The 25,679-nt window shown below is 37.0% G+C and carries 33 protein-coding genes; 11 read left to right on the top strand and 22 right to left on the bottom strand.

Annotated elements, in window-relative coordinates:
* Positions 1-88 precede the first annotated feature (88 nt).
* The 3 genes from B9N79_RS26520 to B9N79_RS10395 form a co-directional block, all read right to left on the bottom strand.
* Positions 89-169: a hypothetical protein gene (locus B9N79_RS26520; RefSeq protein ID WP_231573134.1), complete on the bottom strand. Its 81-nt coding sequence runs from the start codon at positions 167-169 to the stop codon at positions 89-91.
* Complete coding sequence (locus B9N79_RS10400) at positions 133-384, bottom strand: hypothetical protein (RefSeq protein ID WP_240516685.1); 252 nt, start codon at positions 382-384, stop codon at positions 133-135. The genes B9N79_RS26520 and B9N79_RS10400 overlap by 37 nt, the downstream gene beginning before the upstream one ends.
* Positions 385-584: 200 nt before the next feature.
* Entirely contained in the window at positions 585-1,499 is a 915-nt protein-coding gene (locus B9N79_RS10395; protein ID WP_040057545.1) for a substrate-binding domain-containing protein, read from the bottom strand.
* A gap of 133 nt (positions 1,500-1,632) precedes the next feature.
* On the opposite strand from B9N79_RS10395, the gene modA reads away from it, so the two are divergent.
* Entirely contained in the window at positions 1,633-2,430 is a 798-nt protein-coding gene (gene modA, locus B9N79_RS10390) for a molybdate ABC transporter substrate-binding protein (protein WP_040057546.1), read from the top strand.
* Positions 2,411-3,091 (top strand): molybdate ABC transporter permease subunit, encoded by a 681-nt coding sequence (gene modB / locus B9N79_RS10385; protein ID WP_040057547.1) that lies wholly within the window; start codon positions 2,411-2,413, stop codon positions 3,089-3,091. The genes modA and modB overlap by 20 nt, the downstream gene beginning before the upstream one ends.
* A gap of 142 nt (positions 3,092-3,233) precedes the next feature.
* Here modB and B9N79_RS10380 read toward each other — a convergent pair whose 3' ends face one another.
* Complete coding sequence (locus B9N79_RS10380) at positions 3,234-3,989, bottom strand: class I SAM-dependent methyltransferase (RefSeq protein ID WP_040057548.1); 756 nt, start codon at positions 3,987-3,989, stop codon at positions 3,234-3,236.
* A 141-nt stretch (positions 3,990-4,130) separates the two neighbouring features.
* Positions 4,131-5,111 carry a ketoacyl-ACP synthase III gene (locus B9N79_RS10375; protein WP_046217323.1) on the bottom strand — a complete coding sequence of 327 codons (981 nt, stop codon included), beginning with the start codon at positions 5,109-5,111 and terminating at the stop codon, positions 4,131-4,133.
* Between the two features lie 252 nt (positions 5,112-5,363).
* Here B9N79_RS10375 and B9N79_RS10370 point away from each other — a divergent pair, with 252 nt between their 5' ends.
* Positions 5,364-6,098, top strand: a complete 735-nt coding sequence (locus B9N79_RS10370; protein ID WP_019394304.1) for a YdcF family protein — start codon at positions 5,364-5,366, stop codon at positions 6,096-6,098.
* Between the two features lie 55 nt (positions 6,099-6,153).
* Here B9N79_RS10370 and B9N79_RS10365 read toward each other — a convergent pair whose 3' ends face one another.
* From B9N79_RS10365 to B9N79_RS10355, 3 genes are all read right to left on the bottom strand, one after another.
* Entirely contained in the window at positions 6,154-7,491 is a 1,338-nt protein-coding gene (locus tag B9N79_RS10365) for a CoA-disulfide reductase (RefSeq protein ID WP_040057551.1), read from the bottom strand.
* A gap of 17 nt (positions 7,492-7,508) precedes the next feature.
* On the bottom strand, positions 7,509-7,775 hold the full coding sequence (locus B9N79_RS10360) for a GNAT family N-acetyltransferase (RefSeq protein ID WP_040057552.1): 267 nt from the start codon (positions 7,773-7,775) through the stop codon (positions 7,509-7,511).
* A 70-nt stretch (positions 7,776-7,845) separates the two neighbouring features.
* Positions 7,846-8,310 (bottom strand): GNAT family N-acetyltransferase, encoded by a 465-nt coding sequence (locus tag B9N79_RS10355; RefSeq protein ID WP_040057553.1) that lies wholly within the window; start codon positions 8,308-8,310, stop codon positions 7,846-7,848.
* A gap of 76 nt (positions 8,311-8,386) precedes the next feature.
* On the opposite strand from B9N79_RS10355, the gene lepB reads away from it, so the two are divergent.
* On the top strand, positions 8,387-8,926 hold the full coding sequence (lepB, locus tag B9N79_RS10350) for a signal peptidase I (RefSeq protein WP_040057554.1): 540 nt from the start codon (positions 8,387-8,389) through the stop codon (positions 8,924-8,926).
* Between the two features lie 38 nt (positions 8,927-8,964).
* On the opposite strand, the gene B9N79_RS10345 is transcribed toward lepB, so the two are convergent.
* The 6 genes from B9N79_RS10345 to fdhD all read right to left on the bottom strand — a co-directional run bounded on the left by B9N79_RS10345 (position 8,965) and on the right by fdhD (position 15,860).
* Positions 8,965-9,666 (bottom strand): hypothetical protein, encoded by a 702-nt coding sequence (locus B9N79_RS10345; protein WP_040057555.1) that lies wholly within the window; start codon positions 9,664-9,666, stop codon positions 8,965-8,967.
* Between the two features lie 5 nt (positions 9,667-9,671).
* Positions 9,672-10,571 (bottom strand): ABC transporter ATP-binding protein, encoded by a 900-nt coding sequence (locus tag B9N79_RS10340; RefSeq protein WP_046217322.1) that lies wholly within the window; start codon positions 10,569-10,571, stop codon positions 9,672-9,674.
* Positions 10,572-10,673: 102 nt separating this feature from the next.
* Positions 10,674-10,979 (bottom strand): hypothetical protein, encoded by a 306-nt coding sequence (locus tag B9N79_RS10335; protein ID WP_040057557.1) that lies wholly within the window; start codon positions 10,977-10,979, stop codon positions 10,674-10,676.
* A 465-nt stretch (positions 10,980-11,444) separates the two neighbouring features.
* Entirely contained in the window at positions 11,445-11,927 is a 483-nt protein-coding gene (locus B9N79_RS10330; protein WP_019394314.1) for a helical membrane plugin domain-containing protein, read from the bottom strand.
* A gap of 12 nt (positions 11,928-11,939) precedes the next feature.
* Positions 11,940-14,906, bottom strand: a complete 2,967-nt coding sequence (gene fdhF / locus B9N79_RS10325) for a formate dehydrogenase subunit alpha (protein ID WP_040057558.1) — start codon at positions 14,904-14,906, stop codon at positions 11,940-11,942.
* A gap of 156 nt (positions 14,907-15,062) precedes the next feature.
* Positions 15,063-15,860, bottom strand: a complete 798-nt coding sequence (gene fdhD / locus B9N79_RS10320) for a formate dehydrogenase accessory sulfurtransferase FdhD (protein WP_046217321.1) — start codon at positions 15,858-15,860, stop codon at positions 15,063-15,065.
* Positions 15,861-16,285: 425 nt separating this feature from the next.
* Here fdhD and B9N79_RS10315 point away from each other — a divergent pair, with 425 nt between their 5' ends.
* From B9N79_RS10315 to B9N79_RS10305, 3 genes are all read left to right on the top strand, one after another.
* Positions 16,286-16,900 (top strand): LysE family translocator, encoded by a 615-nt coding sequence (locus B9N79_RS10315; protein WP_040057560.1) that lies wholly within the window; start codon positions 16,286-16,288, stop codon positions 16,898-16,900.
* A gap of 318 nt (positions 16,901-17,218) precedes the next feature.
* Positions 17,219-18,175: an L-lactate dehydrogenase gene (locus tag B9N79_RS10310; protein ID WP_040057561.1), complete on the top strand. Its 957-nt coding sequence runs from the start codon at positions 17,219-17,221 to the stop codon at positions 18,173-18,175.
* 23 nt (positions 18,176-18,198) lie between these two features.
* On the top strand, positions 18,199-19,824 hold the full coding sequence (locus tag B9N79_RS10305) for an L-lactate permease (protein WP_046217319.1): 1,626 nt from the start codon (positions 18,199-18,201) through the stop codon (positions 19,822-19,824).
* 61 nt (positions 19,825-19,885) lie between these two features.
* Here B9N79_RS10305 and B9N79_RS10300 read toward each other — a convergent pair whose 3' ends face one another.
* From B9N79_RS10300 to B9N79_RS10290, 3 genes are all read right to left on the bottom strand, one after another.
* Positions 19,886-20,146: a hypothetical protein gene (locus B9N79_RS10300; RefSeq protein WP_046217318.1), complete on the bottom strand. Its 261-nt coding sequence runs from the start codon at positions 20,144-20,146 to the stop codon at positions 19,886-19,888.
* A gap of 142 nt (positions 20,147-20,288) precedes the next feature.
* Positions 20,289-20,777: a phenolic acid decarboxylase gene (locus tag B9N79_RS10295; RefSeq protein WP_046217317.1), complete on the bottom strand. Its 489-nt coding sequence runs from the start codon at positions 20,775-20,777 to the stop codon at positions 20,289-20,291.
* A gap of 19 nt (positions 20,778-20,796) precedes the next feature.
* Positions 20,797-21,252 carry a DUF3237 domain-containing protein gene (locus B9N79_RS10290; protein WP_046217316.1) on the bottom strand — a complete coding sequence of 152 codons (456 nt, stop codon included), beginning with the start codon at positions 21,250-21,252 and terminating at the stop codon, positions 20,797-20,799.
* A gap of 110 nt (positions 21,253-21,362) precedes the next feature.
* Here B9N79_RS10290 and B9N79_RS10285 point away from each other — a divergent pair, with 110 nt between their 5' ends.
* Positions 21,363-21,905 carry a PadR family transcriptional regulator gene (locus B9N79_RS10285; RefSeq protein ID WP_040057565.1) on the top strand — a complete coding sequence of 181 codons (543 nt, stop codon included), beginning with the start codon at positions 21,363-21,365 and terminating at the stop codon, positions 21,903-21,905.
* A 30-nt stretch (positions 21,906-21,935) separates the two neighbouring features.
* Here B9N79_RS10285 and B9N79_RS10280 read toward each other — a convergent pair whose 3' ends face one another.
* Both B9N79_RS10280 and B9N79_RS10275 read right to left on the bottom strand, forming a co-directional pair.
* Positions 21,936-22,724: an HAD family hydrolase gene (locus B9N79_RS10280; protein WP_019394325.1), complete on the bottom strand. Its 789-nt coding sequence runs from the start codon at positions 22,722-22,724 to the stop codon at positions 21,936-21,938.
* A 90-nt stretch (positions 22,725-22,814) separates the two neighbouring features.
* Positions 22,815-23,204 carry a hypothetical protein gene (locus tag B9N79_RS10275; RefSeq protein ID WP_123796574.1) on the bottom strand — a complete coding sequence of 130 codons (390 nt, stop codon included), beginning with the start codon at positions 23,202-23,204 and terminating at the stop codon, positions 22,815-22,817.
* 372 nt (positions 23,205-23,576) lie between these two features.
* On the opposite strand from B9N79_RS10275, the gene B9N79_RS10270 reads away from it, so the two are divergent.
* The 3 genes from B9N79_RS10270 to B9N79_RS10265 all read left to right on the top strand — a co-directional run bounded on the left by B9N79_RS10270 (position 23,577) and on the right by B9N79_RS10265 (position 24,427).
* On the top strand, positions 23,577-23,774 hold the full coding sequence (locus B9N79_RS10270; protein WP_019394327.1) for a cold-inducible protein YdjO-related protein: 198 nt from the start codon (positions 23,577-23,579) through the stop codon (positions 23,772-23,774).
* Positions 23,775-23,841: 67 nt separating this feature from the next.
* On the top strand, positions 23,842-23,967 hold the full coding sequence (locus B9N79_RS26730; protein WP_264158241.1) for a hypothetical protein: 126 nt from the start codon (positions 23,842-23,844) through the stop codon (positions 23,965-23,967).
* Positions 23,968-24,070: 103 nt separating this feature from the next.
* A complete protein-coding gene (locus tag B9N79_RS10265; RefSeq protein ID WP_046217315.1) occupies positions 24,071-24,427 on the top strand; it encodes a DUF2512 family protein in 357 nt (118 codons plus the stop codon).
* 295 nt (positions 24,428-24,722) lie between these two features.
* Here the strand turns inward: B9N79_RS10265 and B9N79_RS10260 are convergent, their stop codons facing one another.
* From B9N79_RS10260 to B9N79_RS10250, 3 genes are all read right to left on the bottom strand, one after another.
* A complete protein-coding gene (locus B9N79_RS10260) occupies positions 24,723-24,902 on the bottom strand; it encodes a hypothetical protein (RefSeq protein WP_046217314.1) in 180 nt (59 codons plus the stop codon).
* Positions 24,903-24,993: 91 nt separating this feature from the next.
* Positions 24,994-25,455, bottom strand: a complete 462-nt coding sequence (locus tag B9N79_RS10255) for a hypothetical protein (protein WP_085118215.1) — start codon at positions 25,453-25,455, stop codon at positions 24,994-24,996.
* Complete coding sequence (locus tag B9N79_RS10250) at positions 25,452-25,652, bottom strand: helix-turn-helix transcriptional regulator (protein WP_019394333.1); 201 nt, start codon at positions 25,650-25,652, stop codon at positions 25,452-25,454. The genes B9N79_RS10255 and B9N79_RS10250 overlap by 4 nt, the downstream gene beginning before the upstream one ends.
* Positions 25,653-25,679 lie beyond the last annotated feature (27 nt).

Here is a 25,679-nt window from a genome sequence, read left to right as displayed (position 1 = left end):
TTCCTCACCTCGTCTCTTTACAGGATATGTAAAGGAGAGGTTGTCACATGTGAAAATTCTACAAGAAGAATTATGGAGTCTCAAAACCTTAAGAATGGGGTGCAGGCGCGTTCAGCACTTCTACTCCAAACTCTAAACAGCTCTTACAAATCGATACACCAGGCCCCATGGCAAGTCCACCGACTTTTTCTTTGCTTCTTCGGCAAAACGAGCAGGTTTCGCTCTCGTCTGTTTTCTTTTGTTCACTCTGTTGAGATGTTTTTCCATTGGTTTGTATAGTTCGTCAATAACAGCAGGTTCAATATAATCACATTCCCCTTTAAGCTTTATGGTTAACGTCGTATACGCCACAGCCATTCCTTCATAAAAGCGTTGCCTCCCCATTTCCTCACTCTTTTGCGATTTTTCTTCACATAAAGCACTTAAATTTTCTAATTCTAAAATCATATCTTCAATCTTCGCGCCTCGAAATGTTTTTTTACGGAAATCTTGGTCCAGGGTGATGCCTCCTTTTCAGTATGTATACATTTGTACACATACTGAAAAGGAGTTATTCGTCAATTTGCTAAATGTTCCTCCCTTTTTTATAGAAGGGATTCATACAAGATTTCTCCTGTTTGATCTGTCTTATATCCCTTAAGAGAGAGAAGCTGCTGTTGAAAGGATTCTGAAGAAAGTATTTTTTTAATAGATGCAATGATCTCTTTGGTTCGCTCATTTTTTAACAACACTAAGTCATATTGTTCCTCAATTAGGGGAATAAACTCGACATCGCTCATTCGTGCTACATTTTCAATCCCAATTCCAACATCTGCTTTCCCGCTTGAGACAGCGGAGGCTGCGGCAAGATGAGTCGTAACAATATTATGATACCCGCTAATATGAGACGCTGAAAGCCCTAATCTTTTTAACTTTTCGTCTAAAAGGACCCGTGCCCCTGCCCCTCGTTCTCGGTTTACCATCTTAATATCTTTTTCAGCTATATCTTCGAAACATCGGATATTATGAGGATTGCCTTTTTGCACATACAATCCTGCTGTTCGTTTCACAAGATGAAGAACAACATAAGTATCACTAACAAGAAGACGCTTCACATATGGAAGATTATATGTATCACTTTCTCCATCATATAAATGAAGACTCACAATATCACACTTTCCATGATATAAATCTATTAAACTGTTTAAACTGCCATTATACAGACGAAGAGGCGTTTGACTTAGTTCCCCTTCTAAACTTTTACTTAACAGATCAAGCGAAACGTCTTGTCCGCTAATGACAACAGGGCGTGTCTTTTGTTTTTCCTCTTGCTTTTGAGATATAACAACATTTTTGGTTTGATTTTTATAGTCTATTAAATCTTCTTCGTCTACACGCATTTGTCGTCCAACACGGTAAGCCGGAAGAGTTCCTTTTTTTATTAAGTCATAAACAGTCAACTTTGACACTTTTAAAATCGATGCGAGTTCTTCGATTGTGTAAGAAGTCGTGCTCATCATATCACCTCTTCTATAGTATAATCTTCTCTTTCTTGCAAAAAAAGGATGAATGCAAAGACCTTTATATATTATAATCAATTATAATTAGTTATATCTAATTATAACTAATAATAAAATAAAGGGGACAGATGAAATGAAAAAGAAGGCACTAGCACTATCTGCTGTATTATGCGGCACACTCCTCATGAGTGCGTGTGGAAATTCAGAGCAAAAGGCATCGGGAGACAGCAAAAGTAATCAAGAAGATATAACGCTAACCGTATCAGCGGCAGCGAGTTTAAAAGACGCCCTAGGGGATATTGAGAAAAAATATGAAAAAGAACATCCTCATGTTGATCTTAAATTTAACTTTGGCGGCTCTGGGACGCTGCAGCAACAAATTTCTCAAGGGGCCCCTGTTGATCTCTTTTTCTCAGCAGCAGAAGACAAATTTGATGAACTTGTGAAAGCGGGAGAGATTAATAAAGAAGATGGTACAGACCTTATTCAAAATAGTCTTGTTCTTATTGCACCAAAGACTTCTTCTCTTACTAGTTTTGAAGACTTACATAACCAAAAGATAGAAAAAATCGCGCTTGGCACGCCTGAAACGGTGCCAGCTGGAGAATATGGAAAGCAAACACTTGAAAAGTTATCACTATGGAAAGATGTTGAACCAAAAGTCGTTTACGCAAAAGATGTGCGCCAAGTTCTTTCCTATGTAGAAACAGGAAATGTGGAAGCAGGAATTGTTTATAAAACAGATGCTCTTGTATCCGATAAAGTGAAAATTATCGATACAGCAAAAGAAACTTCCCATGATCCAATCGTTTACCCTGTTGGAGTCATTAAGGATTCCAATCATGAGAAGGAAGCTCATGATTTTTATGATTATCTTCAAGGGAAAGAAGCTATGAATGTGTTAAAAGAATATGGATTCACAGCTAAGTAACTTTACATTCTCTGAATTTTGGACTCCTATTTCTCTTTCTCTAGAAGTAGCCATTGTCGCATGGATTGTAGTATTAGTGACAGGGATATTGGCAGGGCGAGGACTTGCAAGAAGGTCCTTTCGTGGAAAAGCGCTTGTTGAAACAGCCTTAATGCTTCCCCTTGTCTTGCCTCCAACCGTTGTTGGATTTCTTTTAATCATCATCTTTGGCAAGCATAGTTTTATAGGAGAAGCCATTCAGTCGCTTTTTGGTCAATCGTTAATTTTCACTCCGTGGGCAGCCGTTATCGCTTCTGCCGTTGTCGCTTTTCCTCTGATGTATCAGGCTGCAAAAGTCGGATTTGCAAGTATTGAGGCTTCCATTGAAGAAGCAGCTCGCATGGACGGAGCATCGGAGTGGAAAGTCTTTCTCTATATTACCCTTCCTCTCGCTAAAAACGCATTGATTTCTGGAGGGATTTTAAGCTTTTGCCGGGCTCTTGGAGAGTTTGGAGCAACCCTTATGTTTGCAGGAAATATTCCAGGAGTGACACAAACGATTCCAACGGCCATTTATGTTGCGCTAGATTCCGGTGACATGACGCTTGCTTGGTGTTGGGTAGGAACGATTATCCTCATTTCATTTATGATGTTATGGATGGTTCAACGAAAAAGTCATTAAAAAGGAGTCGAAATGGACTCCTTTTTAATAACGGTGAAGTCCTTACGAGAAGTATAAAAAAGCCATATCCAACTAGGAAATGGCTACAATCGTGATTGCACTAAGGTGAACCGCTCGTTGAACAATTTATATGGTCATTGGTTTATTTTTTTAATTTAAACACTATAAAATCAGCACATCTAAGATCTTCTTCAAATGAAGGATATTTTTTTAGCATTTCGTCTGACGGCATAGGTTCTACAATGCGTTCTAACACAAAACCCGTTTTGATCAAAGTGTTGATATAACTTGTCAATGTTCTATGAAAGAACAGCATTTTTTCTTTATCCCCTAAACCTTGTTCATACGCACCTTCATAAAAATATTGATCTACATTCCAATGCAACTTTTCGCCGCTTTCTGTTTTTTCCCAACCACATTCAGGAGTAACGAAACAAGGGTGCAATATCGAAAAAATAAATCGACCTCCATCTACTAATAACCGATACATTTCTTGAAATGCTTTTTCATAATTCGCAAGGTCTTGAATAACCATATTGGACACGATTAAATCGAAACTTTTATCCCCTAAAGCGTTTAAGTCTTCGCAATTACCATGTTTATAATCAATTACCAAATTATGTGGCGTTCTTTCTTTCGCAATTTCTATCATTCTTGGAGTATAATCTATTGCTGTTACAGCGGCACCAGACTTGGATAAAATTCTGCTTAAGTACCCTTCCCCACACCCTGCATCTAAAACTTTTTTGTTTTTCACATTCCCCATCAGTGAAAATAAAGTTGGGTTTAAAAAGACCTCTTTATGAAGGTCTCCTTGTTCCGTATGATTTTTTGAATATGTATCTGCGAATGCCTCCCATCTTTTAATTGCTTCTTTGGTATCTGCATTTTGATTCAATTTACATTCCCTCCTTTATCTATCATCCTTTTAAGCACTTTGCTCGTTTGGTCAAAAGATCCACCTTTTGAATATTAGCGTAAAAAAGGAGGGAACTCCCTATATCTTATAAACAATAAGCCTTAAAAAACAGCTTAATGTTTAAATGCCCCATTGAATTAGAAGACCGAGATGTGTTAATCCTCCTCCAAATCCATACAGAAGCATATGATCTCCTTTTTTCACTTTCCCTTCTTGAACACCAAGACCAATGGCAAGTGGAATAGAAACAGATGAAGTATTTCCACATGTCTCTACACTTGTTAGCGTTTTTTCAACAGGAAAGTCCACTTTTTCACAGATAGACTCAATCATCCGGAGATTGGCACTATGAGGAATAAACCAGTCTAAATCTTGTTTTGTCATTTCCCCTTTTTCTAGTAACGTTTCCATTCCTTTTGGCACTGTACGTGTGGCCCATTTGTACACTTCTCGTCCGTTTTGAACCATTTTTCCGCTTGGATCAAGGGAAGCTCCATCAATTTTATCAGCTAATGCTTTACGATAAAGATGTATGCCGCCTTCTCCTCTTGTGCCCATATGTACACTGATAAAGCTTAGATTTTCTTCATTATATTCCACAAGGAAAGCGGCTGCCCCATCACCGAATAAAACAGCTGTTGAACGGTCTTCATAGTTCGTGACTTTAGACAGCGTTTCAGAAGCTACAACAAGTATCTTTTTATGAAGTCCTGATGTGATAAGACTGTTGGCAAGATGAAGTCCATACGTAAAACCAGCACATGTCGCGTTCAAATCAAACGCACCGGTCTCTTTAATATCAAAATAATGTTGAATGCGGCATGCTACGCTTGGAAAAGCATAGTCCGCAGTTGTCGTAGCAACGATAATCAAATCGACATCTTCCACTGTTTTATCATATTGATCCATCAAATTTTCAATGGCCTTAATCGCTAAATCAGAAGAGAATTCTTCTTCTCCTGCAATATGTCTTTCTTTCATTCCTGTTCGCTGAACAATCCATTCATCACTTGTGTCCATCATTTTTTCTAAATCTTCATTTGATAAAACACGTTGTGGTAAATAGTGCCCAATGGCTGTGATTTTTGCGGTCGATTTCATAATTTAATTCCCCCTATAATAGGACTAGATTTTATTACTTAATATTAGTACCTAGTGTTAATTATGTCAATTTTTTCTTATTCTTATATTTGATAGACATTGCAAAAACGCTTTTTTTCGGGTGCCTATGCTTCTTTTGATAGGAGATTTCGTAAAAGGTTTGTTAAGATTTCAAATGACCCTAATCTGAAAGGGAAAATGCGCTATAATAGAAGCGGCATCAAGACTTTTGAAATAAAGGCGGATATTGGAATGATTTATATTATTAAATTTTTATACGGGTTTGTGCTTCCTCCTGGTTTATTTGTTACAGGAACGCTTTTACTTGGTTTATTTGCGTATCGACGGGATAAAGTGCTAGCTCGTTGCTTCCTTTTGTTATCTTTCTTGCTCTATCTTTTCTTTATTCCTTTTACAGGCCACTTTTTGATTCACACACTAGAGAAACAATACTCTCCTTCAAAAGAAGTGTCAGGAGATGTGATTGTTATGCTTGGAGGCGGGGCAACCTTTGATACTCCTGATGTTGATGGCAAAGGTCATCTCTACGGAAGTGCAGCAAACCGCTTATTAACAGCGGCTCGACTACATAATCAAACAGGATTACCTATTGTTGTTTCTGGAGGCACTGTTTATCCTGATAACGGTAGTGAAGCAGATATTGCGAAACGTCAGCTAATCAGTTTAGGCATTGAGCAAGAGGCCATTTTTGTAGAAACGAAAAGTCGCAACACAGAAGAAAATGCGAAATATACAAAAAAGTTATTGAAAAAAGAGCATTTTCAAAAACCGATTCTCGTTACATCTGCTTATCATATGCCGCGTGCTGTCAAACATTTTCATAACGTTGGCCTTACAGTAGAGCCATATCCGACAGACTATTCATCAAATCAGAAAACAGAAGTATATCCAAATCAGTTTTCTCCTGCGATGATTACTTCAACATATAAAGCACTTAAGGAATATGTAGGCATGCTTGCAAGTTAAGAAAAAGAGGAAGAGACCTGTATTGTCTCTTCCTCTTTTTATGAGTCCTCTCTCTCTATTTCGGTGATCGCCTTTTTACTGCCTGTTGGATCGGATCCCATACGCTATTGTAAGGCGGAGAATAGCTTAAATCTAAATCTTCAAGCTCATGAACAGTCATTTTGTGATAAAGAGCGGTAGCAAGCACATCTATCCGTTTATCTACTCCTTGCTTTCCGATAATTTGTCCTCCTAAAAGCAGGCCGCTATCTTTTTGATAAAGAAGTTTGAGATAAAGGTCCTCTGCTTGTGGATAGTACCCTGCATGACTTTTAGTTTGGAAAGAAATCACCTCATATGGGAAGTGAAGCTCTTTTGCTTCCTTTTCGGTTAAACCGGTTCTTCCAAGCGTGAGCTCGAGAAATTGAATAATCGAAGAACCTACAATCCCTTGAAAAGGAACCCCTTTCTCTAGCATATTTAGTCCTGCTATTCTTCCTTGCTTATTTGCTGTTGTGCCAAGCGGAACATAGTCATTTTTCTGTTTGATACGATGATAGTGAAGGGCACAGTCGCCTGCTGCATAAATATCTTTTACGTTCGTTTCCATATAAGCATTCACTTCAATGGCTCCCTTTATTCCCACCTTTATACCGCTTCCTTCTAGAAAGCGCGTATTAGGATGAACCCCTGTTGCGAGCAGCACAAGATCTGTTTCATATGTACCTTTATTGGTATGAATTTCCCGCACATTCTCTTCCCCAATCAGTGCTTCTACATCTTCTTCTAAACAAAGCTCAATCCCTTTTCGCTTTGCCTCTTCATGAATATGGGCAGCCATCTCTTCATCAAACAGAGAAGCAAGCTGTCCTCCTCGTTGAATGATGCGTACTTTTTTTCCTAGTTCGAGAAAGTTTTCAGCCATTTCAAGGCCGATGTAACCTCCCCCTACAATGGTGACGTTTTGAATCCCCTCTTGAAGACTTTCTTGAATCTTTTTGGCATCTGGAATCGTTTTTAGCAGATGAACATGCCCTAGCTCTACACCAGGCCAATCGGGTTGATTTGGACTAGCACCTGTCGCAATGAGCAGTTTATCGTAAGAGTGGAAAAAACCTTCTCCTGTTTTTGTATGTATGCCATAAACCTTTTTCTCTTTTTCGTCTACCTTTTTGACTTCTGTATGTGTATAAGCGTTAATGCCATATTTCTCTCGAAAGGTATCCGCACTGCGTACAATCAAGTCATTAGTTGATGAAACTTTTCCACCAATCACATAAGGAAGTCCACATTGACCGTAGGAGTAAATCTCTCCTTTTTCAAGGGTAATGACCTCTGCCTCTTGATCGTTGCGGACAATTTGCATCGCAGCACTCATTCCCGCTGCATCTCCACCGATAATCACATATTTCATCTTATTTCCCCCTTTTTTTATGACAGGACATCATGATACTCTTTTGTATCTTGAAGCTTTTGCTTAGCATAAGAACACGTTGGTGTAATTTTTTTATTTTGCTCTCGAGCCATTTCCACAACTTGATGAAGCAGTTTCCCTGCCACTCCCTGACCTCTTAGCTCATCTGACACAAAAGTGTGGTCTACCACAATGGTGTCTCCCTCTATTGTAAAGTGTAGTTCTGCTTTTTTTCCTTCTTCCTCCCCAATATAAAAAGATTCTTCGTTTTGTTTGATATCCATTTTAATATCTCTCCTTTACATATTTCTTATTATTTTTATACCCTTTTCTATCCCGTTTTCATCCTTTATTTCATAATTGTTTCTTCATCGTCATACTGACTGTTTCAAATCCCATTTCTTTATAAAGGTGATAAGCCCGCTGGTTTTCATAAAAGACGTTCAGCGAGATGGTATCGATTTTTTGTTTTCTAAGAATCTTCTCTATTTCCTTTAATGTAGCTTTTCCATATCCTTTTCCTTGATAACATTTAAAAATCGTCATGTGATAAATAAAAGCCTGCTTCTTTTTCTTATCCGCATATATCCAAAGCGTCCCAACGTCTTCAGTCCGATTACGGCAACGATAAAAAGTATGAAAGAGCGTGTTTATTCCATGAGGAAGAAGACGTTGTGTTTCGAGATGAGCTTTTTTCAATGCTTCTTCTCTCTGTAATCTTTTATATTTACGAAGACTTTCCGCATAGCGGAAAACTTCTCTTTCTATAAAGATATGAAACTCCTCTTCTGTCATTAATACAAGATTTAGTTCTTTCATCCTATCTCTCCATTTCCTATCTATGGAATTTGTGGTAACATAATAAAGAATCTGTTGCTTTAAGGATGTGAAATTAGTGGAAAAACGTAAAGAAATCTTCTCTTGGATTAAAGTATTTGGCTTTGCTATTGTAATTGCGTTAATTGCACGCAACTTCATTTTTTCTCCATACACGGTTCATGGGGAATCTATGATGCCAACTATTCAAAATGATAATCGTGTAATTGTGAGTAAACTGAGTGATATAGATCGATTTGATACCATCGTCTTTGATGCTCCAGACTCTGATGATCGTTATATTAAACGCGTAATTGGCCTTCCTGGAGATACGGTAGAAATGAAAAATGATACCCTATATGTGAATGGAAAAGCCTATTCAGAAGACTATTTAAATTCTGTAGCTAAACAAGAATCAATTAGCCAACATTGGACAGAAGACTTTACTTTAGAAGAAAAAACAGGTAAAAAAGTGGTGCCTAAAGGATATGTATTTGTTCTTGGCGATAATCGTCCGATAAGCAAAGATAGCCGGATTTTCGGTTTACTTTCTATGAAAAGTATTCAAGGACAAGCGGTATTTCGCTTTTGGCCATTTAATGAAATAGGTCCGCTTTAAACCCTAAGGAGAAAGCAAGATGCTTTCTCCTTGTTTTTTTACAAGGAATATTTACGATTCATTATCCAAAAGAAGAGCCCTATTAATAGAAAAGTATAAAGAAAGATCCAACTGAACTGCCCCCAAAATAAGACAGGTATAGACTTTATGTTATCTTCTGAACTCATAATTTCTAATGAGAAATGAAGAGGAGGAAACAACCAGATAAATCCGTTTATCGTATCTTTCAAAGTGGAGATGGCGACAGATATAACAAGAATACCAAGAACTCCCCACCATGTATTGCTTTGTTTTTGGATAAGTTCCCTTGTAAAAAGAGCGGAAAGGGAAAGAGCTAAGAGGGATAAACTAAAATGAGACAAAAAACCCATTATAAGATGTAGTCCTCGCGTTTCTACACCGAACGCGTTAAAAACAATTGGATAAGCTACTGAAATAAGACTGAGACAAAGACCAATAAGGCTGCATATTGTAAATAAAGACCGATAATATTTTCTTAGATTCTTACAATGGAGCATTGTGATCCTTTTTTGTCCTTCATCTTCAGCATGAAATAGGGTGACTGTAAACCATCCCATTATAAAGAAAAGGAGTAAAGACGTAAATGAATAACTGTCTAATATCGGATTTGGTGTATATGTATAATTTATGACAAGAGACAAGATGTAAAGCGAAAGAGGAGGAATATATCGATGGGATCTTAAGTAATTGTGAAAGTGATAGTGTAATAAGCCCTTCATTGTCTTTAGTTCTTCCCCCTCTCGAAATAGCTATATAAATTCTCGTTATCTTCATTTATAGGGAAAAGTTTCTTAATTGAGGCCCCTCTTTGCAAAAGTTCTCTTAAAAGTTTATCTGTATCCTCGGGTTTGACAATAGCCTCTATCTCGTTCACGTTAGAATTCAAATCATGCTGTTGTTGGATTTTCATAAGAGGAAGTACTTCTTTTAACGATGTTTTCGCAAGAATACTAAAAACAAGTTTGTTTCCTCCAATGGCAGCATGAACAGGAACACTAGTTTGAACAATCTGGTGATTCTTAATACATAGGAGTCTATCCACTAGGTTTTCTATTAATTTCATTTCATGACACGTAAAAATAATACTTAATCCTCTTTGTTTTAAAGACAAGAGAATCGTTTCCATATCATTTTGCGCTTTCGGATCCAACCCAGATAAGGGCTCGTCTAATATAAGGAAATCTGTCTCCTCAATCATTGACTGCATAATAATCACCTTCTGTTTCATCCCTTTAGATAACTCGGCAATCGCTGTTTGGCGGTCTTCTTGTAAATGAAATATTTCTAGTAAACAATCAATTCGCTGTCTTAAGTGTTGTTTATCCATCCCTCTAATGTTTCCCATATGAATAAGATATTCTTCTAGAGTGAATGGAATATGAGAAGGAGTAATTTCAGGAACATATCCTATTTTTAAAGGAGATGCAGGTTTGTACACTTCCCCGCTGTCTGACTTGACCAATCCTCCTATAATTTTTAATAAAGTACTTTTACCAGATCCATTTTTTCCAACAAGTGCAATGATTTGATTTGAATAGATTGAGAAAGAAACGTTTTCTAAGACTATTTTATTTTTATAGTGCTTGGTAATATTCCGTAATTCCATTATAGGTATAGGTTCCATATTCACGCACCTTACTCTTTATGTTCACTTCCGCTTCGCACATAGTATTCAAGAACCAAAAGATGAACGTGTTATTATAGAAGTGGATATATCCTTAGATGATTACAGTTTTTTCTTCCGTTGCTGTGACATTCTAATTTTTTGTAGAGTATGAACTAAATCTTCTTTAAATATTTTCTGTTTTCGCTCATTTTTTAATAAGTTCTCTACATTTTGTAAACCGATAGAAAATCGAACATAATCATTCATGATAAAAATGTCCATATGGGAAGCGAATAATGATTGAAACCATGGAACATTTCGAAGTTTTTTTATGTTTTCATTGATTTTCTCTTCTGTTGTTAGAGGTTTTCTACTCCATGTGGAAGGAAGAAGATTTGCAAGAAATGCGAGAAAATTATCATCCATCAGTGACTTTCTCCTTTCATAAACGATATAAAAGAGCCGGATCCAAGATAACAGCTTTTCTCTATCCTATAAGTTAAATTATATCCAACATGCTTTCAAATCCACCTCCTCTTTATTTTCTCTCTCCCTATTTTATTATACTATATTTTCCAGTTGTTTGTTCTTTTTGTTGAAAAGAACGGTGAGGGAAGAAAATGTTTCCGGTACTCTGTTAACAACGAGGTGTTTTCTTTTGTATGTATTGAAAAACCACTTTCATGAGAGGAATATATCTCAAATGCATACCACCAGCTCCTTTCCTCTACCACATTCCTCATTAGATAGAGAGCTAAACGTATTTAGAACACATTTGGCTAAAAGTACACATTTTCGCATTTTAAAATAAGATATTTATGTAAAAGGACTTTTTTTCTTACAAACAAAAGGATGCTAATACAAATTAGCATCCTTTTGTTTGTAAATTTTTTATTTCTCATTTAATCCTTCCCCTACTCCTTTTAACAAATTGAGAGAGAATTTAATTGCCCGATTAACATCTGGATCTTTCAATGACCGAGCAAGTTCAAACATACTTATTTTTTTCTCCTCTTTTAATCCTTCTTCCGCCTTTTGCAATCCTTTGGCAAACCCGCTTGCAAGCTTTTCTGTTGTTTGAGGATTAATATCTGTTAGCGCTCCTGCTGCTGCCATAGCATTATTAATGGCATTTGTCACAGGAGGACGAAGCATCTGCTCAACAGCAATTTCCGTGACATCTTCCTTGGCTTCTACAAGATGATTGACAGCTCCTAATATTCCACTCTTATGAAGCTCTTGAAGTAATGTCATCGTTTCCTTCACACCACCCACATTTTTAGAAAGTTCGTGAAGCATTTCTTGAAGAGTTCTTTCTTGCTCTTCCTCTTCTGTTAATACTAGTTTTTCAATTTTTGTAATAGGTTTCGCCATTATACTCCCCCCTTACCTTACATTTGTTTCTTTTCTTATAGGCTGGTTTTGATCTGCAATCGGTTCATAATCATTGCGCTTCCATTTTCGTTCAACTTCAACCCCAAGCTGAGGATGACGTTGAGCATAACGGTGATTGTAAGATGGAAGTGGCTTTTCTCCGTTTTCTGCTAAAACATCCATCTTTACTTTTGTTTGCTTATAGGCAGGAGTTTGGGTTTGAAGATCTCCTGCCGTTCCTGTTAGAAGGTTGACGGCATTTTCATGCTGAACAGAGTGCATCGGTACATATAGTTCGTTTCCTTCGACGCGATCTGTGACAAGAGCATGAAGTTTAATTGCCCCATATGGAGAGCGGAGGCGAACAAGTGAACCATCCTTTATTCCTCTCTCTGCTGCAAGGTGTGGAGAAACTTCTACAAATACTTCAGGAAGCTTGTACTGAATGCCTTTTGATTTGTTTGTCATATTGCCAACGTGAAATTGTTCTAACAGCCGGCCGTTATTTAACGTTAGGTCATACTCTTTTGGAAACTGGAGTGGCGGTACATATTCTTTGAGTGAGAAACGCGCTTTTCCATCTGGAAAATTGAAGCGTTTTGTATAGAGAAGCGGCTCATCTTTTCCACTTTGTTGAACAGGCCATACAAGGCTCTTCCATCCTTCTAATCTCTCATATGAAACACCTGCGAAGTTTGGGCAAAGGCGAGCAATTTCATCCATAATATCGCTTGGATGGCGATAATTCCACTGAGCCCCGCATCTGTTTGCTATCTCTTGAATAATCCACCAATCTGGTTTAGAATCTTCTAACGGTGGGATCGCTTGATAAAGACGTTGGATTCTTCGTTCTGTATTCGTGAATGTTCCCTCTTTTTCAAGGGAGGGTGAAGCTGGTAAAATCACATCTGCAAACTGAGCGGTTTTTGTGAAAAATAAATCTTGCACAACGAAAAAATCTAGATTACTCAGTGCATCCTGAACATGCTCCGCATTTGCATCAACTAAGGCCATATCTTCTCCTACTAAATAAATGCCTTTTAAACTTCCTGCTTGCGCTCCTACTAACATGTTTATGTTCGTTAAGCCGCTTTCTTTTGAAATAGACACTCCGTAAGCCTCTTCAAACCTTTGTCTTGCTTCATCATTTGTAAGTGGTTCATTTCCAGGAAGCGACTGTGGGAGTGCACCCATATCACAGGACCCTTGTACATTATTGTGACCTCGAAGCGGATAAGCACCTGTTCCTGTTCGTCCAAAATTACCCGTTACAAGCAGAAGGTTCACAATTGCTCCTGACGTATGGGATCCTGCAATATTTTGCGTCACGCCCATTCCCCAAAGAATACAGGTTCCGTCCGCTTCATAAATCATTTTTGCTGTATTGTGAAGGGTTTCTATAGAGAGACCTGTCACTTCTGAGGCATAATCAAGTGTATATTTGTCTAAGAGCTCTACATATTCCTCATAATTGTCAATACGCTCGCGGATGAATTTTTCATCATGCCAGCCTTTGTCAATCATATATTTTGCAAGAGCCGTTAACCATACATAGTCTGTTCCTTGTTTCGGGCGAAGAAATAAATCTGAGCGTTCTGCTAATTCGTGTTTTCTAAGGTCAGCTACAATGAGCTTTTGGCCGCGAAGTTTACGAGCGCTTTTGACACGAGTTGCTAATACAGGATGTCCTTCTGTTGGATTTGCACCGATAGTGATCACAAGACCAGCATTCTCAATGTCTTGAATGGTGCCAGAATCTCCTCCATAGCCAACAGTTGCAAGCAATCCATTTGTGGCAGGAGATTGACAGTAGCGGGAACAGTTGTCAACGTTATTTGTTTCAAAAACTTGACGAGCAAGCTTCTGCATTAAATAGGCTTCTTCATTTGTCGTTTTAGAAGAGCTTACAAATCCAAGAGCATCTCCACCATACTTTTCTTTTATAAACCCGAACTTTTCTCCAATGAGTGTAAGAGCTTCATTCCAAGATGCTTGAACGAACTGATCGCCTTTTCGGATGAGAGGCGTTGTTAGCCGTTCATCGCTATTTACAAAATCCCAGCCGAATTTTCCTTTAATACAGGTTGAAATACTGTTAACAGGCGCCTGTTCGGTTGGTTCAATCTTTAAGATTTCTCGGCCTTTTGTCCATACTTCAAATGAACAGCCAACACCACAGAAAGTGCATACTGTTTTGGTTTTCTTTGTTCGTTTTTCTCGGGCTGCTGCTTCTACTTCTGATAGGGCAAAAATAGTCTTGTAATCGGGCTCAACTTCTTTCACAAGATCAATCATTGGATTTAATATCTTTTCTGACATTCCTGTTAAAAATCCAGCTTCTCCAATCATCGATTTTTCCATTAGGGCATTACATGGACAAACAGTGACACATTGACCACAGGATACACAGGAAGACTCGTTAATACTTTTTCCGTTGTCCCACAGAACACGTGGCATTTTACGTTCCCAGTCAATGGTAAGCGTTTCGTTTACTTGAACGTCCTGGCAAACTTCTACACATCTCCCGCATAAAATGCACTGATCTGGATCATAGCGGTAAAAAGGATGAGAATAATCCTTTTCGTATCCTTTTTCACGAAATGGACGTGTTTGATGTTCAATCTCAAGCTGTTCTGCTGTATTATGTACACGGCAATTTCCATTATTGTTATCACAAACTGTGCAGTATAATAAATGATTTTCCAACAGGCGATCCATCGCTTCTTTCTGAGAAGATTGAGCACGTTCAGATGAGGTTAAAATCTCCATTCCTTCTTGGACTTCAGTAGAACAAGCTCGCATAATATCGCCGCTAATTTCACACATACATGTATCACATGTTTGAATGGGACCTAACGTTTCAGAATAGCAAACGTGAGGATGAGGGATATTTTGAGCTAGTAAATAATCTAAGAGCCTTGTCCCTTGTTGAATGTTATGTTCTTCCCCATTAATTGTAACTGCCACCGTCTTTTCCATCTTTTCTCCCCTTTTCTCTTAAACTTCACTTCTCCTTTTTCCGAAAAATAATTCACTTACTGAACTATTGGAGTTCTTATTATACTGTTTCCCATTTTTTTATCTCAAATTATAATAGGCTTTGCCCCGCTATCCATATCTAGAAAAGATCTCTTTTTAGGTAGGGAAAATAATGCGTTTGCTTCCTGTATAAACATTAAAACCATCTCCTCGAATGAAGCCGACAGTTGTCATCCCAAGCTGTTCTGCAAGTTCTAGCGCTAGCTCGGTTGGAGCAGATTTAGATAGTAAAACCTCACAGCCTATCTTATTTGCTTTAAGCAAAATTTCAGAAGAAATTCGCCCGCTAAAAGCCACAACTTTCCCATGTAAATCAAGGTTATTCTTTAAGCAATACCCGTAGATTTTATCTAGGGCATTGTGCCTTCCAATATCCATTCTTTCTAGAGAGAAACCATTTCGGTCATAAAGAGCGGCACTGTGAACACCTCCAGTATGTTTGAACGTATCTGCACTGTTTTGGAGCTTATTCATAAAGTAAATACATTCCTCAGGGGTAACGCTTACATGATTGGAATTTATCTTCTTAGCTGCAAGCGCATCCGTTGTAAAAACAAAACCTTGCCGGCTTCCTCCACAACATGATGTAATATAGCGCTTGTTTTGAAAGGTTTCATAATATGTATGAAGGTTTTCAATTTCAACATGAACAAATCCTTCTTTTTCTTGCAGCCATAAATTCTTAATATCTTTATAGGACTGAATCACTCGTTCAGAGGCTAAATAGCCAATTACCATATCCTCTATATATTGAGGTGTGCATACCATTGTCACAAATTCTTTTTTATTTACCTTGATTGTCACTGGAAATTCTGTAGCAACAGAATCTTCTATGTTTATTGTCTTTCCATTCGTAAATTTAATAATATTGCGTCTTTTTATGATTGATCCCATCCTGTTATACACCCTTCAACCTATATTTTCTTTAACTTCTTCCCTTTTCTTACTAAAAAGAATCCTGCTATAAAACAAGAAGCAGGATTCTCTATGAGCATTCTATATTGATGTTTATGATAGAATCCATTTTTTTACGCCCCATAAAATGATTAACCAAAGTGGAATCGACATCAGGACTCCATAAAAGCAGCCTGTTGCAAAAGATGGTTCTCTTTTCATCGCTGTATCCTCTACTTTCACTTCTTATTTTATGGTTATTTTTTCATTTTATCATGCTTGCTCTTTTATATAAAACAATACGTGACGAAGTTCTCTTCAATCCTTCACCAGACTGCTATATTAATTCACTATCTGACACTCTTGAGAAGATTGTCGAAAGAAATTAGAATAAAAAAGTTGAATAAAAAGAAAAGAGGGGAAATATGGAACTTACATGGCTTCTACCTTATCTACTTGTATCCGTCACGGTTGTCCTTATCCCTGGCCAGGATATGCTTTTTGTTCTTACCCAAAGCATATCTTCTGGACAAAAAGCAGGGCTACAAACTGTTGCAGGATCTATTACAGGAACAGTGTTTCATACGCTGCTTGCTTCTTTTGGTCTTTCCGTTGTTTTCGCAAGCTCGCTGCTTGCTTTTAACATTTTAAAAATCGTTGGGGTCATTTATCTTCTCTATTTAGCTTTTCAAGCTTTTCGAGAAAAGAATCCCTCAGTGGTGCTTCCCCATAAAAAACAAGGACACTATTTTCGAAAAGGCATGATTATGAATTTATCGAATCCGAAATGTGCCCTATTTTTCTTGACGTTTCTTCCTCAATTTGTACGTCCAGAGCTTGAACATGTGAATTTACAAATGCTTTTATTTGGTTTTATTTTTATTATCGAAACGTTAATCATTTTTAGCATCATTGCTTTTTTTGCTTCTAAACTTGGCCAAAAGTTTATTCAAAGCTTACGCTTTCAGCATGTTTTAAAATATACAAAAGGAACCGTTTTTGGATTGCTTGGTATTGGTTTATTGTTTTCTAGTCGTTAATTTTTGCTCAAAGAATTTTCTTTGAGTTTTTTATATAATATCTTTTAGAACATAGTTTTTTTGAATTATTGTTCTTTTCATCAGATTATTCGTCTCTTTAAACTGATTGATGTTTGTTTTTTGGTTTTTCGAGGAAAATATAATATTATTCTTTGCTATATTTTTAATAAGTTCGATTTGTGATATTTTTCACAAAATAGACAAGATAATTGGAATTTATTTGTTGTCACTTATAAAAATATGATGTATGATTTAATTGTGAAATAATTCACAAACAAATTTATACATTTTCTTAACGTCAGAAAGGATGAGTTATTCATGGAAAAAGTAAACCGCGTCGCATTAATTGGAACAGGATTTGTAGGATCAAGCTATGCTTTTGCTCTTGTAAACCAAGGTATTGCAGATGAACTAATTATGATTGACTTGAATGAACAGAAAGCAATGGGAGATGTGATGGACCTTAATCATGGAAAAGCTTTCGCCCCTCATCCGACTCACGTTCGATTTGGTAATTATAAAGATTGTAAAAACGTAGATCTTGTCGTGATTTGTGCAGGGGCTAACCAAAAACCTGGCGAAACTCGCCTTGATCTTGTAGAGAAAAATTTAAGAATCTTTAAAAACATTGTTGATAACGTAATGGATAGCGGATTTGACGGCATCTTTCTTGTCGCAACAAACCCAGTAGATATTTTAAGCTATGCAACTTGGAAATTTAGCAGCTTGCCAAAAGAACGCGTAATCGGCTCTGGCACAATTTTAGATACAGCTCGCTTCCGCTTCCTTCTTGGTGAATATTTCAATGTTGCCCCTAAAAATGTGCATGCTTATATTATCGGAGAACACGGAGATAGTGAACTTCCTGTTTACAGCTCTGCTGATGTTGGTAGTATCCCTGTTCTTAAAATGATTGAACGTAATAAAGAATACAAACTAGAAGATTTAGATGAACTATTTCTAAACGTACGTGATGCTGCCTATCAAATCATTGAAAGTAAAGGTGCTACCTTCTATGGCATTGCAATGGGACTTGTTCGCATTACAAAAGCAATTTTACGCAATGAAAACAGCATATTAACCGTATCTGCCCTCTTAGAAGGTGAATATAACGAAGAAAACGTCTATATCGGGGTTCCAGCCGTTATTAATCGAGATGGAATTCGAGAAATTGTAGAACTTGATTTAAATAAGGAAGAAGAAGAAAAGTTTGCTCATAGTGCACATGTATTAAAAGAGATTTTAGCTCCACACTTTGAAGAAGTAACAAAATAACGTAAAAGAAAGAGTGAGTCATCATGTGGGTTCAAAACTATAATCCTTTAGGTAATGTTTATTTATCAGCACTACTTGCAACTCTACCTGTACTATTCTTTTTGATCTCACTCACCTTATTTAAAATGAAGGGTGTCATAGCCGCCCTTCTTACCTTACTTATTAGTGCTTGCGTTTCTGTGATTGGCTTTCATATGCCAATCACAAAGGCATTAGCAGCGATTGTACAAGGCATCGCGAACGGATTATGGCCAATTGGCTACATCATTATTATGGCTGTTTGGTTATATAAAATTGCTGTGAAGTCTGGAAAATTCGCGGTTATACGAGGCAGTATTGCTAACATTTCACGAGATCAACGCCTGCAAGTGCTATTAATCGGATTTAGCTTTAACGCCTTTTTAGAAGGAGCAGCAGGCTTTGGCGTTCCAATTGCTATTTGTGCAGCTCTGCTCACGGAACTTGGCTTTCGTCCGTTAAAAGCTGCTATGCTTTGTTTAATTGCAAATGCTGCTTCTGGAGCATTTGGAGCTATTGGCATTCCTGTTATCGTAGGAGCACAAATGGGAACTTTAAAAACATTGGACTTATCACATACGCTTATATTCATTCTCCCTTTCATTTCTTTTATTATTCCCTTTTTACTTGTCTTCATCTTAGATAAGTGGAGAGGAATTAAAGAAACGCTTCCAGCACTTCTTGTTGTAAGTTTAGTTTTTACAATTTTCCAAACATTAACAATGTTCATTTTAGGTCCAGAACTTGCCGACATCATTCCTGCTCTTCTCAGCATGGCAGCTCTAGCCCTTTTCCTTCGAAAATGGCAGCCAAAACATATTTATCGAGAGAACAAAGAAGAAAGTATCAGTACACACCCTCATTTTTCATTTAAAGATATTGTACTTGCATGGTCACCTTTTTATATTTTAACAATCATGATTATGCTATGGAGTTTACCTGCTTTTAAAGCTCTTTTTGTAGAAGGTGGTTCTCTGGCGAAAACAACGCTGATGATTCACATTCCTAGCTTAGATGGAGCGGTTATGAAAATCCCGCCTATCTCAGCCGAAAAAATGCCGCTTGATGCTATATTCAAATTTGATATTTTAGCGGCGACAGGTACAGCTATCTTTATTGCCGTATTGTTAACAGCTCTTTTAAGTCGTAATATGAATGGGACAAGAACGTGGGAAGGACTTGGTGAAACTGTAAAAGAGCTCTGGCTTCCGATTGTGACAATCTGCTTGATTATGGGCTTTGCAAACCTTGCCAATTTTGCTGGGCTTTCTTCTTCTATTGGTCTTGCGCTAGCTAAAACAGGTGACATCTTTCCTCTTCTTTCCCCTGTGCTAGGCTGGATTGGCGTTTTTATTACAGGCTCTGTTGTTAGCAACAATGCGCTATTTGGTAACTTACAAGTTGTAACAGGCGCTCAAATTGGCACAAGCTCATCGCTTCTTCTTGCAGCTAATACGAGCGGAGGCGTTATGGCTAAGCTTATTTCACCACAGTCTATTGCGATTGCAACAGCTGCTGTTAAAGAAACAGGGCAAGAATCTAAACTGCTTACAATGACGCTTAAATATAGTTTATTTTTACTCGTACTTATTAGCTTTTGGACATATGTTCTTTCATTGCTTGGTATATAATACAAAAAAGCCCTGATTTTTAGTTAGGGCTTTTTTCGTTTTTGGATAACATGGATCATTTTCACGATAAACGTCTCTCTTTTTGTTTAAAAACTCTTAAAAATAGAAAAAGCAGCAAAATGGGACAAAAAGGCGAAAGAAGAATAAGGGTATAATAAAGTGCGTTTCCTCTTTCAAATGCCTCATGCATCATAAAATCTCCGTTCCATACAAGCAAGAGCTCGGCCAATAAAAGAAGAAAAATGACTCCGATTTCCGCAGTTTTTATCCGGCGGCGCCTCTTTCTTCGTTCTCTCCAGACTTCAAACTGAACAACTTTCATGAACATCCCTCTTTTCTCTTTTAGAGTTTGCACAAAAAAGATGACAAATTCTGCAGTTTTTCTCCTCTCATTATAATAAAACTATTCTGAAAATAAAATACACTAAAAAAAGCCAAGTATATGTACTTGGCTTTTTTTATGCTTATTGAAGTTTTCCAGCACGAATGTCATCTGTCATACCTTCATATGGAGCTTTTGAAATGATGCTTTCGTTATCTTTTCCAACGTTTTTAAGATACGTAATGTCTGCAAATTCAGGTACAACATATTTTGGATATGTTTCATATTTTTCTCTTGACTCTTTCATTAAATCAAGGTGATCGTTTTGGTAACAAACCGTAATCTCTGGATGTTCATGTACCCATTTTGGGAAGAAAATAATGCCGTGCATGCGTTTTTCTTCAGGCATAAAGTTCAGGGATACATCTGTTCCTGTTGGCTCTGTCCATGATACTTTATAAACGCCTTTTGTCAATTTTACAATATCAACTTCTTGATCACGTACCCATCGTCCGCCAACCATTCCGCTATGAATACGATAATCAATTGTATGATCATTCTTAATATACATTTCATATTCCCAACCGTTTTCATACGTATAAATCATGTGATTTCCAATAAAGTTTTCCATGTTTCTCTCTCCTTCTTGATTAAAGTACCTTGTAAATATCTAATACTACCTTTGTGTCTGTACGAAGAGCCGCTCCAACAAACAGGGAATTTTCAAGCCATTCGTATTTCTCACTGCTTGTTTCAAACGTCGGGACCGTGCGGAAATAAACGTGCTCAGGATCAATAATTTCCCCTTTTGAGGCACGATCTCTAAAACGCTCGCTCACTTGGCGTATACCATTGTTTTCGATATAAATAAGTTCATCATCGTTCGTTTCGATAACGTAACGAGCAGATAAATCTGTTCGTCCGTTAGCACGAATGATTTGCGAGTCGGCTCCACCGTCTATAATGTTGCCATTTATTTCTCCGGCTATTTTCCCACCTTTGATTGGAATAAACTGTCGTCTTCCAAGCCTTGTGTGGCCAACAACCATTGGTGCGGCAACTTCAATTTCTGCAGAAGCCACTTTTTTCAATGACGGCTTATTCATAATAGTTTTCCCCCTTCTTCTTCTAAGCAAGAAGAAATCATGTAACTATTTACATGTTTATATTAACACTATGATATAATAGTGTCAAATAATAGAGCTGGAGGCAAAGCATGCGGATTTTAAAATATGCGATACTAGGACTTCTCTACAACGAGAAATTAACAGGGTACGATATTACAAGTAAATTTAAAGGACCACTTGGACAGTTTTGGACAGCCAAACATAGCCAAATTTATCCTGAATTACGAAAGCTGACAGATGAAGGATTTATTCAGTATGAAGTCGTTGTTCAAGGAACAAAACTTGAAAAAAAAGTATATGAAATTACTTCGCTTGGAGAAAAAGAGCTTTCAGAGTGGCTTGAAAAAGTGGAGCGAGATTCAAGTGTAAACAAAGATGAATTTATGCTAAAAACATACTTTATTTCAGCTATGGAGAAAGAAGAAGCATATGACCTTTTTAACGATCAGCTTGTTAAGAGGAAAGAAAATCTTTCAAAGCTTCAAAAAACGCTATCTTTACTAGAAGAAGATGAAATACCGATTACGTTCTCTTCTCCTCAATTTGGTCACTACCTCGTCTTAACGAGAGCCATTGAAAGAGAAAAAGGATATATTGTCTGGCTTGAAAAGACAATTGACCTACTGAAATAAAAAAAGCCTCCGCAACGACGGAGGCTTTTTTTATTTATTCAACTCTTCTAACAGTGGATATAGTTCTTCTAAATGGGTAATTTCGTACGTTGGAGTAACTTCATTACGTTCTTTATTTTCACGGTTAATCCACACTGATTTCATCCCAATGCGTGAGGCACCTAAAATATCTGTCATTAAGTTATCTCCTACCATAATAGCATCGTCTTTTTCTAACCCCATTTTTTCAAGAGCGTGTTCAAAAATCGTTGGATCAGGCTTACCACGACCAAATGCTCCTGAAATAATAATCTCGTCAAAATAAGGAGCAATCTCAGGTGTGATTTCAAGCTTTGTATTTTGAAGATCTGGAGAACCGTTTGTTAATAAAAGAAGACGGTAATTCTCTTTTAGCTTATCTAACGTACGAAAGCTTTCTTCATATACGAACGGATGCTTACGACGTTCAAGTGGAAAGCGTTCTGCAAGCTCTGCTCCAAATGCTTCATCATCGATGCCGAGCTCCTTTAATCCTTGTATCCACGCTTCTTTTCGATAAGCTGGTACAATATCTTTCATTTTGCGAAAGTTATCATCATCATCTAAAAAGTTTCCCCATAGTCCTTCAAAAGGATTAATTCCAATCATTTGAGTAAACTCATAGGTTTCATAAGAAGAGTAAAGTTCGCGGGCTTTTTCTCTTACCGCTTCTTCTAATTTTTCAACATCGACATTATGTTTCTGACTTGCATATGTACATGTTGCTACAAAGGCTTCCTTTACGCTTTTTTTGTCCCAAAGCAGCGTATCATCAAGATCGAAAAAAACAGCTTTAATCATTCTGCGTTCCCCACTTTTTCATTATGTTTTTAAAATTGCTTTATTTCTATAAGACTACCTCGAAAAAATGAATAAGTAAATGAAAATTCTCTATTTTTTATTATTATTTACTCTTTTTCCGAACATTTTTTTGAATAGACGTTTAAATAAGTATCCTAGACCGAACAACACAATTAAAATTAGCAGGAACTGAACGCCAATTTTCCCATTATCTCCAATAGTAATTTCTCTTGAAATAAGCGCATCGCTTCCCCATACAAGCACTGAACCAATGGTAACAAGTACAATAAAACCAACTAATAAAAGAGCTAGTTCGTAAAAACGGAGCTTTTTTAACATATATCGATGTGGCCAACAAAAGCTAATAACCGCAAGTAAAAGCAACAACAAAAGCCATTCGGATTGGATAAACCAAACGGTAATGCTGTATGTAATAATTGATGTATAAGCAATATTTGTTGCATCAAATCTTTGTTTCACAACTTCCCCTCCACTTGTCTTACACAAGATGTTAAAGATATTCATATTAAACATTATAGAGCATATATGACGCATTTATCTTTATATGCCTCCTTTTCTGTAATAAATATACATTGAAAAGGATGAATAATAAGCGTATAATTAAGACTAGTTAGAAAAATTATAACAGATTTCCTTCACATGTTAACAGTATTCATAAAAGTACCATCTTAGCGAATACAAGGAGATATGTGAATTTTTTATTTGTAATGCTTAGACAGGCTGAATCGCTTTCATCTAATGGCAATATAAATTAAGCAAACAAACAGATTCGTTCTCCTTACAAAGCGTGACAAACGTGAACGTACTCTGTCAAAAAAGAGGAGTGGTGTTATGCATTGGAGTAAACGAAATACCGAAGAAGAAGTACAAGAAGAAGTTGCTGTATGGGAATGCGAATCAACGGAATGCGTAGGATGGATGCGAAAAAACTTCTCGTTCGATGAAAAGCCAAGCTGCCCTTTATGTGGTTCCTCAATGAAAAGCGGCGAGCGCATGCTGTCTAAATTGACAAACTTGCAAGGTCGATAGTATCTTTTTGTCTTTTATCTAGCACGAAATGCCTCCCTTTTGAGTACAATAGAGGTGGTGATGTGAAATGAAAAATCGAGATAAAAGTATCCGAAAGAAGCGCCTTTTAAAAGAATACTTGAAAAAACAGCTTAAAAATTTAAGACCAAAACCCGCAAAAAAACCCGCATCAAACTATAAACCTTCGGCGTAAAAGAAAAAAGGCTTCTCCATCTAGGAGCCTTTTTTTGTTGTAGTATGCGTGAATTCTTTTTTATTACACATACTAGCGTTAACTTATAAAAAGGAGACGCACAATGACTATTTTACTTATCAAATTGATTTTAACCCCTGTTTTAGCAACATTTGCGGCCTTTATTTTCCCCGGTATCTTTTATTCTTCCTACTGGCAACCAATTATCATTGGTGTGGCGATTGCTCTTGTCACAAGGTATGTAGAACGCATTTTGCTTCGTTCTCATACTAAAATTATTACGCTCATTATCGACTTCTTCACGGCGTTCTTTATTACCTATATTTTGCCGTACGGATTTGAAAATGCATACGTCCTTTTTCCTGGTGCAGTATTTACAGCTATTTTGTTCACAGTTGCGGAACTGCCGCAACACTATTTTCTTCTTAAAGAAGATGTTGAACAAAATTCAATCGTATAATGGTCTAATAGGTGCATTATAGCAAAAAAAACATAGGGGGTTAACCCCCTATGTTTTTTTTGCTACATTATCTCTAATGATTCTGCCTATTCCTCCGCTAATGCTACATACTTCTCTATTTCATCATTTCCTTCAGCAATCAAAATATCTACATTTTCTTCCACAGAATAGATCTCCGTTCCTACAGGTAAAACCGTTGCCATCCCATTTCAAAAAAAACGAATATCTTGCCCTTTGAAAATGTGGAATCAATCTGCCCCATTCTTATGTTTTTCGTTACTTTTTCTTTTCCCACTCAATCAACGCCCGCTTTATAAACTGTATCATTTAACTGAATGATATCAGCGTTGCTGTCTTCTTTTAAGATTTCTTTAACAGTTGGCTTAGCTGACTCGCTTGCTATTGTTTTATTACTGCAAGCAATTAATAAGGAACCGGCAAATAGTAATAAAGTAAGAAACCGTATTTTCTTCATTTTATGTTCTCCTATCGTTTATTTTCTTTGCCGATACATTGTAAATGTTGTTTACGAATATGAAGAGACGACATAAAATAGGTAATGACTTTTATCCATTATTTTTTCTATACGATGATTTAAGAGAAATGAAATTCATTAAAAACATTAAAAAACTGCTAAGAATTGGCAAGCAAATCATGTTTCTCCACTCGGGCTGTTTTTGTGGAAGACCGCTAATCAATACATAGAACGCAAAAAATACAAACATAAATGTAAGAGATTGAAAAAAGATTTTTTTCATTTCTCTTTTATAATCGTTGCTGCTAAACGTGTTCGTATATTCCATTCCAGCAAAGATATATCTTAAAAAGATATAGATAACCTGTCCAACTACGACGAAACTAAAAAATAGGCTCGTGTTGATCAGACGAAGTGGATAAATATAGCTTGCAATTAGAAATAAAAGACTAACACATATCCCTATAATAGCGGCTTCTCCTAAAAAATATAAAATCCTTTTTTCTTTATACTCATCTTCTGGTAAAAAGATCGATAGCCACGATTTCTTCATCTTTCTTCCCCTTTCCAAAATAGGTCATCTAACGTTTTTCCTAAAGCATGGGCAATATTAAGACAGAGCTTTAGAGACGGATTATATTCTCCTTTTTCAATTAATCCAATCGTTTGTCTTGTCACATTAACTTTCTTAGCTAAGTCTTGCTGAGTCATTGACTTTTCAACGCGCGCTAATTTCACTTTGTTTTCCAAACTAACACCTTCTCGATATAATGAAAT

Source organism: Priestia filamentosa (assembly GCF_900177535.1).
GTDB classification, from domain to species: Bacteria; Bacillota; Bacilli; order Bacillales; family Bacillaceae_H; genus Bacillus_I; species Bacillus_I filamentosa.
This window is presented reverse-complemented; position numbering and strand designations above follow the sequence as displayed.

Coding starts and splice junctions, on each gene's coding strand:
- B9N79_RS10280 (WP_019394325.1), bottom strand. CDS start 22,724: ATGATTAAAGCTGTTTTTTTCGATCTTGATGATACGCTGCTTTGGGAC.
- B9N79_RS10270 (WP_019394327.1), top strand. CDS start 23,577: ATGCATTGGAGTAAACGAAATACCGAAGAAGAAGTACAAGAAGAAGTT.
- B9N79_RS10355 (WP_040057553.1), bottom strand. CDS start 8,310: ATGAAAGAACTAAATCTTGTATTAATGACAGAAGAGGAGTTTCATATC.
- B9N79_RS10310 (WP_040057561.1), top strand. CDS start 17,219: ATGGAAAAAGTAAACCGCGTCGCATTAATTGGAACAGGATTTGTAGGA.
- B9N79_RS10375 (WP_046217323.1), bottom strand. CDS start 5,111: ATGAAATCGACCGCAAAAATCACAGCCATTGGGCACTATTTACCACAA.
- B9N79_RS26730 (WP_264158241.1), top strand. CDS start 23,842: ATGAAAAATCGAGATAAAAGTATCCGAAAGAAGCGCCTTTTAAAAGAA.
- B9N79_RS10330 (WP_019394314.1), bottom strand. CDS start 11,927: ATGGCGAAACCTATTACAAAAATTGAAAAACTAGTATTAACAGAAGAG.
- B9N79_RS10255 (WP_085118215.1), bottom strand. CDS start 25,455: ATGAAGAAATCGTGGCTATCGATCTTTTTACCAGAAGATGAGTATAAA.
- B9N79_RS10300 (WP_046217318.1), bottom strand. CDS start 20,146: ATGAAAGTTGTTCAGTTTGAAGTCTGGAGAGAACGAAGAAAGAGGCGC.
- B9N79_RS10340 (WP_046217322.1), bottom strand. CDS start 10,571: ATGGAACCTATACCTATAATGGAATTACGGAATATTACCAAGCACTAT.
- modB (WP_040057547.1), top strand. CDS start 2,411: ATGGATTCACAGCTAAGTAACTTTACATTCTCTGAATTTTGGACTCCT.
- B9N79_RS10345 (WP_040057555.1), bottom strand. CDS start 9,666: ATGAAGGGCTTATTACACTATCACTTTCACAATTACTTAAGATCCCAT.
- B9N79_RS10315 (WP_040057560.1), top strand. CDS start 16,286: ATGGAACTTACATGGCTTCTACCTTATCTACTTGTATCCGTCACGGTT.
- B9N79_RS10365 (WP_040057551.1), bottom strand. CDS start 7,491: ATGAAATATGTGATTATCGGTGGAGATGCAGCGGGAATGAGTGCTGCG.
- B9N79_RS10260 (WP_046217314.1), bottom strand. CDS start 24,902: ATGAAGAAAATACGGTTTCTTACTTTATTACTATTTGCCGGTTCCTTA.
- B9N79_RS10265 (WP_046217315.1), top strand. CDS start 24,071: ATGACTATTTTACTTATCAAATTGATTTTAACCCCTGTTTTAGCAACA.
- B9N79_RS10400 (WP_240516685.1), bottom strand. CDS start 384: ATGGGGAGGCAACGCTTTTATGAAGGAATGGCTGTGGCGTATACGACG.
- B9N79_RS10360 (WP_040057552.1), bottom strand. CDS start 7,775: ATGGATATCAAACAAAACGAAGAATCTTTTTATATTGGGGAGGAAGAA.
- B9N79_RS10305 (WP_046217319.1), top strand. CDS start 18,199: ATGTGGGTTCAAAACTATAATCCTTTAGGTAATGTTTATTTATCAGCA.
- B9N79_RS10335 (WP_040057557.1), bottom strand. CDS start 10,979: ATGGATGATAATTTTCTCGCATTTCTTGCAAATCTTCTTCCTTCCACA.
- modA (WP_040057546.1), top strand. CDS start 1,633: ATGAAAAAGAAGGCACTAGCACTATCTGCTGTATTATGCGGCACACTC.
- B9N79_RS26520 (WP_231573134.1), bottom strand. CDS start 169: ATGGGGCCTGGTGTATCGATTTGTAAGAGCTGTTTAGAGTTTGGAGTA.
- B9N79_RS10285 (WP_040057565.1), top strand. CDS start 21,363: ATGCGGATTTTAAAATATGCGATACTAGGACTTCTCTACAACGAGAAA.
- B9N79_RS10295 (WP_046217317.1), bottom strand. CDS start 20,777: ATGGAAAACTTTATTGGAAATCACATGATTTATACGTATGAAAACGGT.
- fdhD (WP_046217321.1), bottom strand. CDS start 15,860: ATGGGATCAATCATAAAAAGACGCAATATTATTAAATTTACGAATGGA.
- B9N79_RS10370 (WP_019394304.1), top strand. CDS start 5,364: ATGATTTATATTATTAAATTTTTATACGGGTTTGTGCTTCCTCCTGGT.
- B9N79_RS10290 (WP_046217316.1), bottom strand. CDS start 21,252: ATGAATAAGCCGTCATTGAAAAAAGTGGCTTCTGCAGAAATTGAAGTT.
- fdhF (WP_040057558.1), bottom strand. CDS start 14,906: ATGGAAAAGACGGTGGCAGTTACAATTAATGGGGAAGAACATAACATT.
- B9N79_RS10395 (WP_040057545.1), bottom strand. CDS start 1,499: ATGATGAGCACGACTTCTTACACAATCGAAGAACTCGCATCGATTTTA.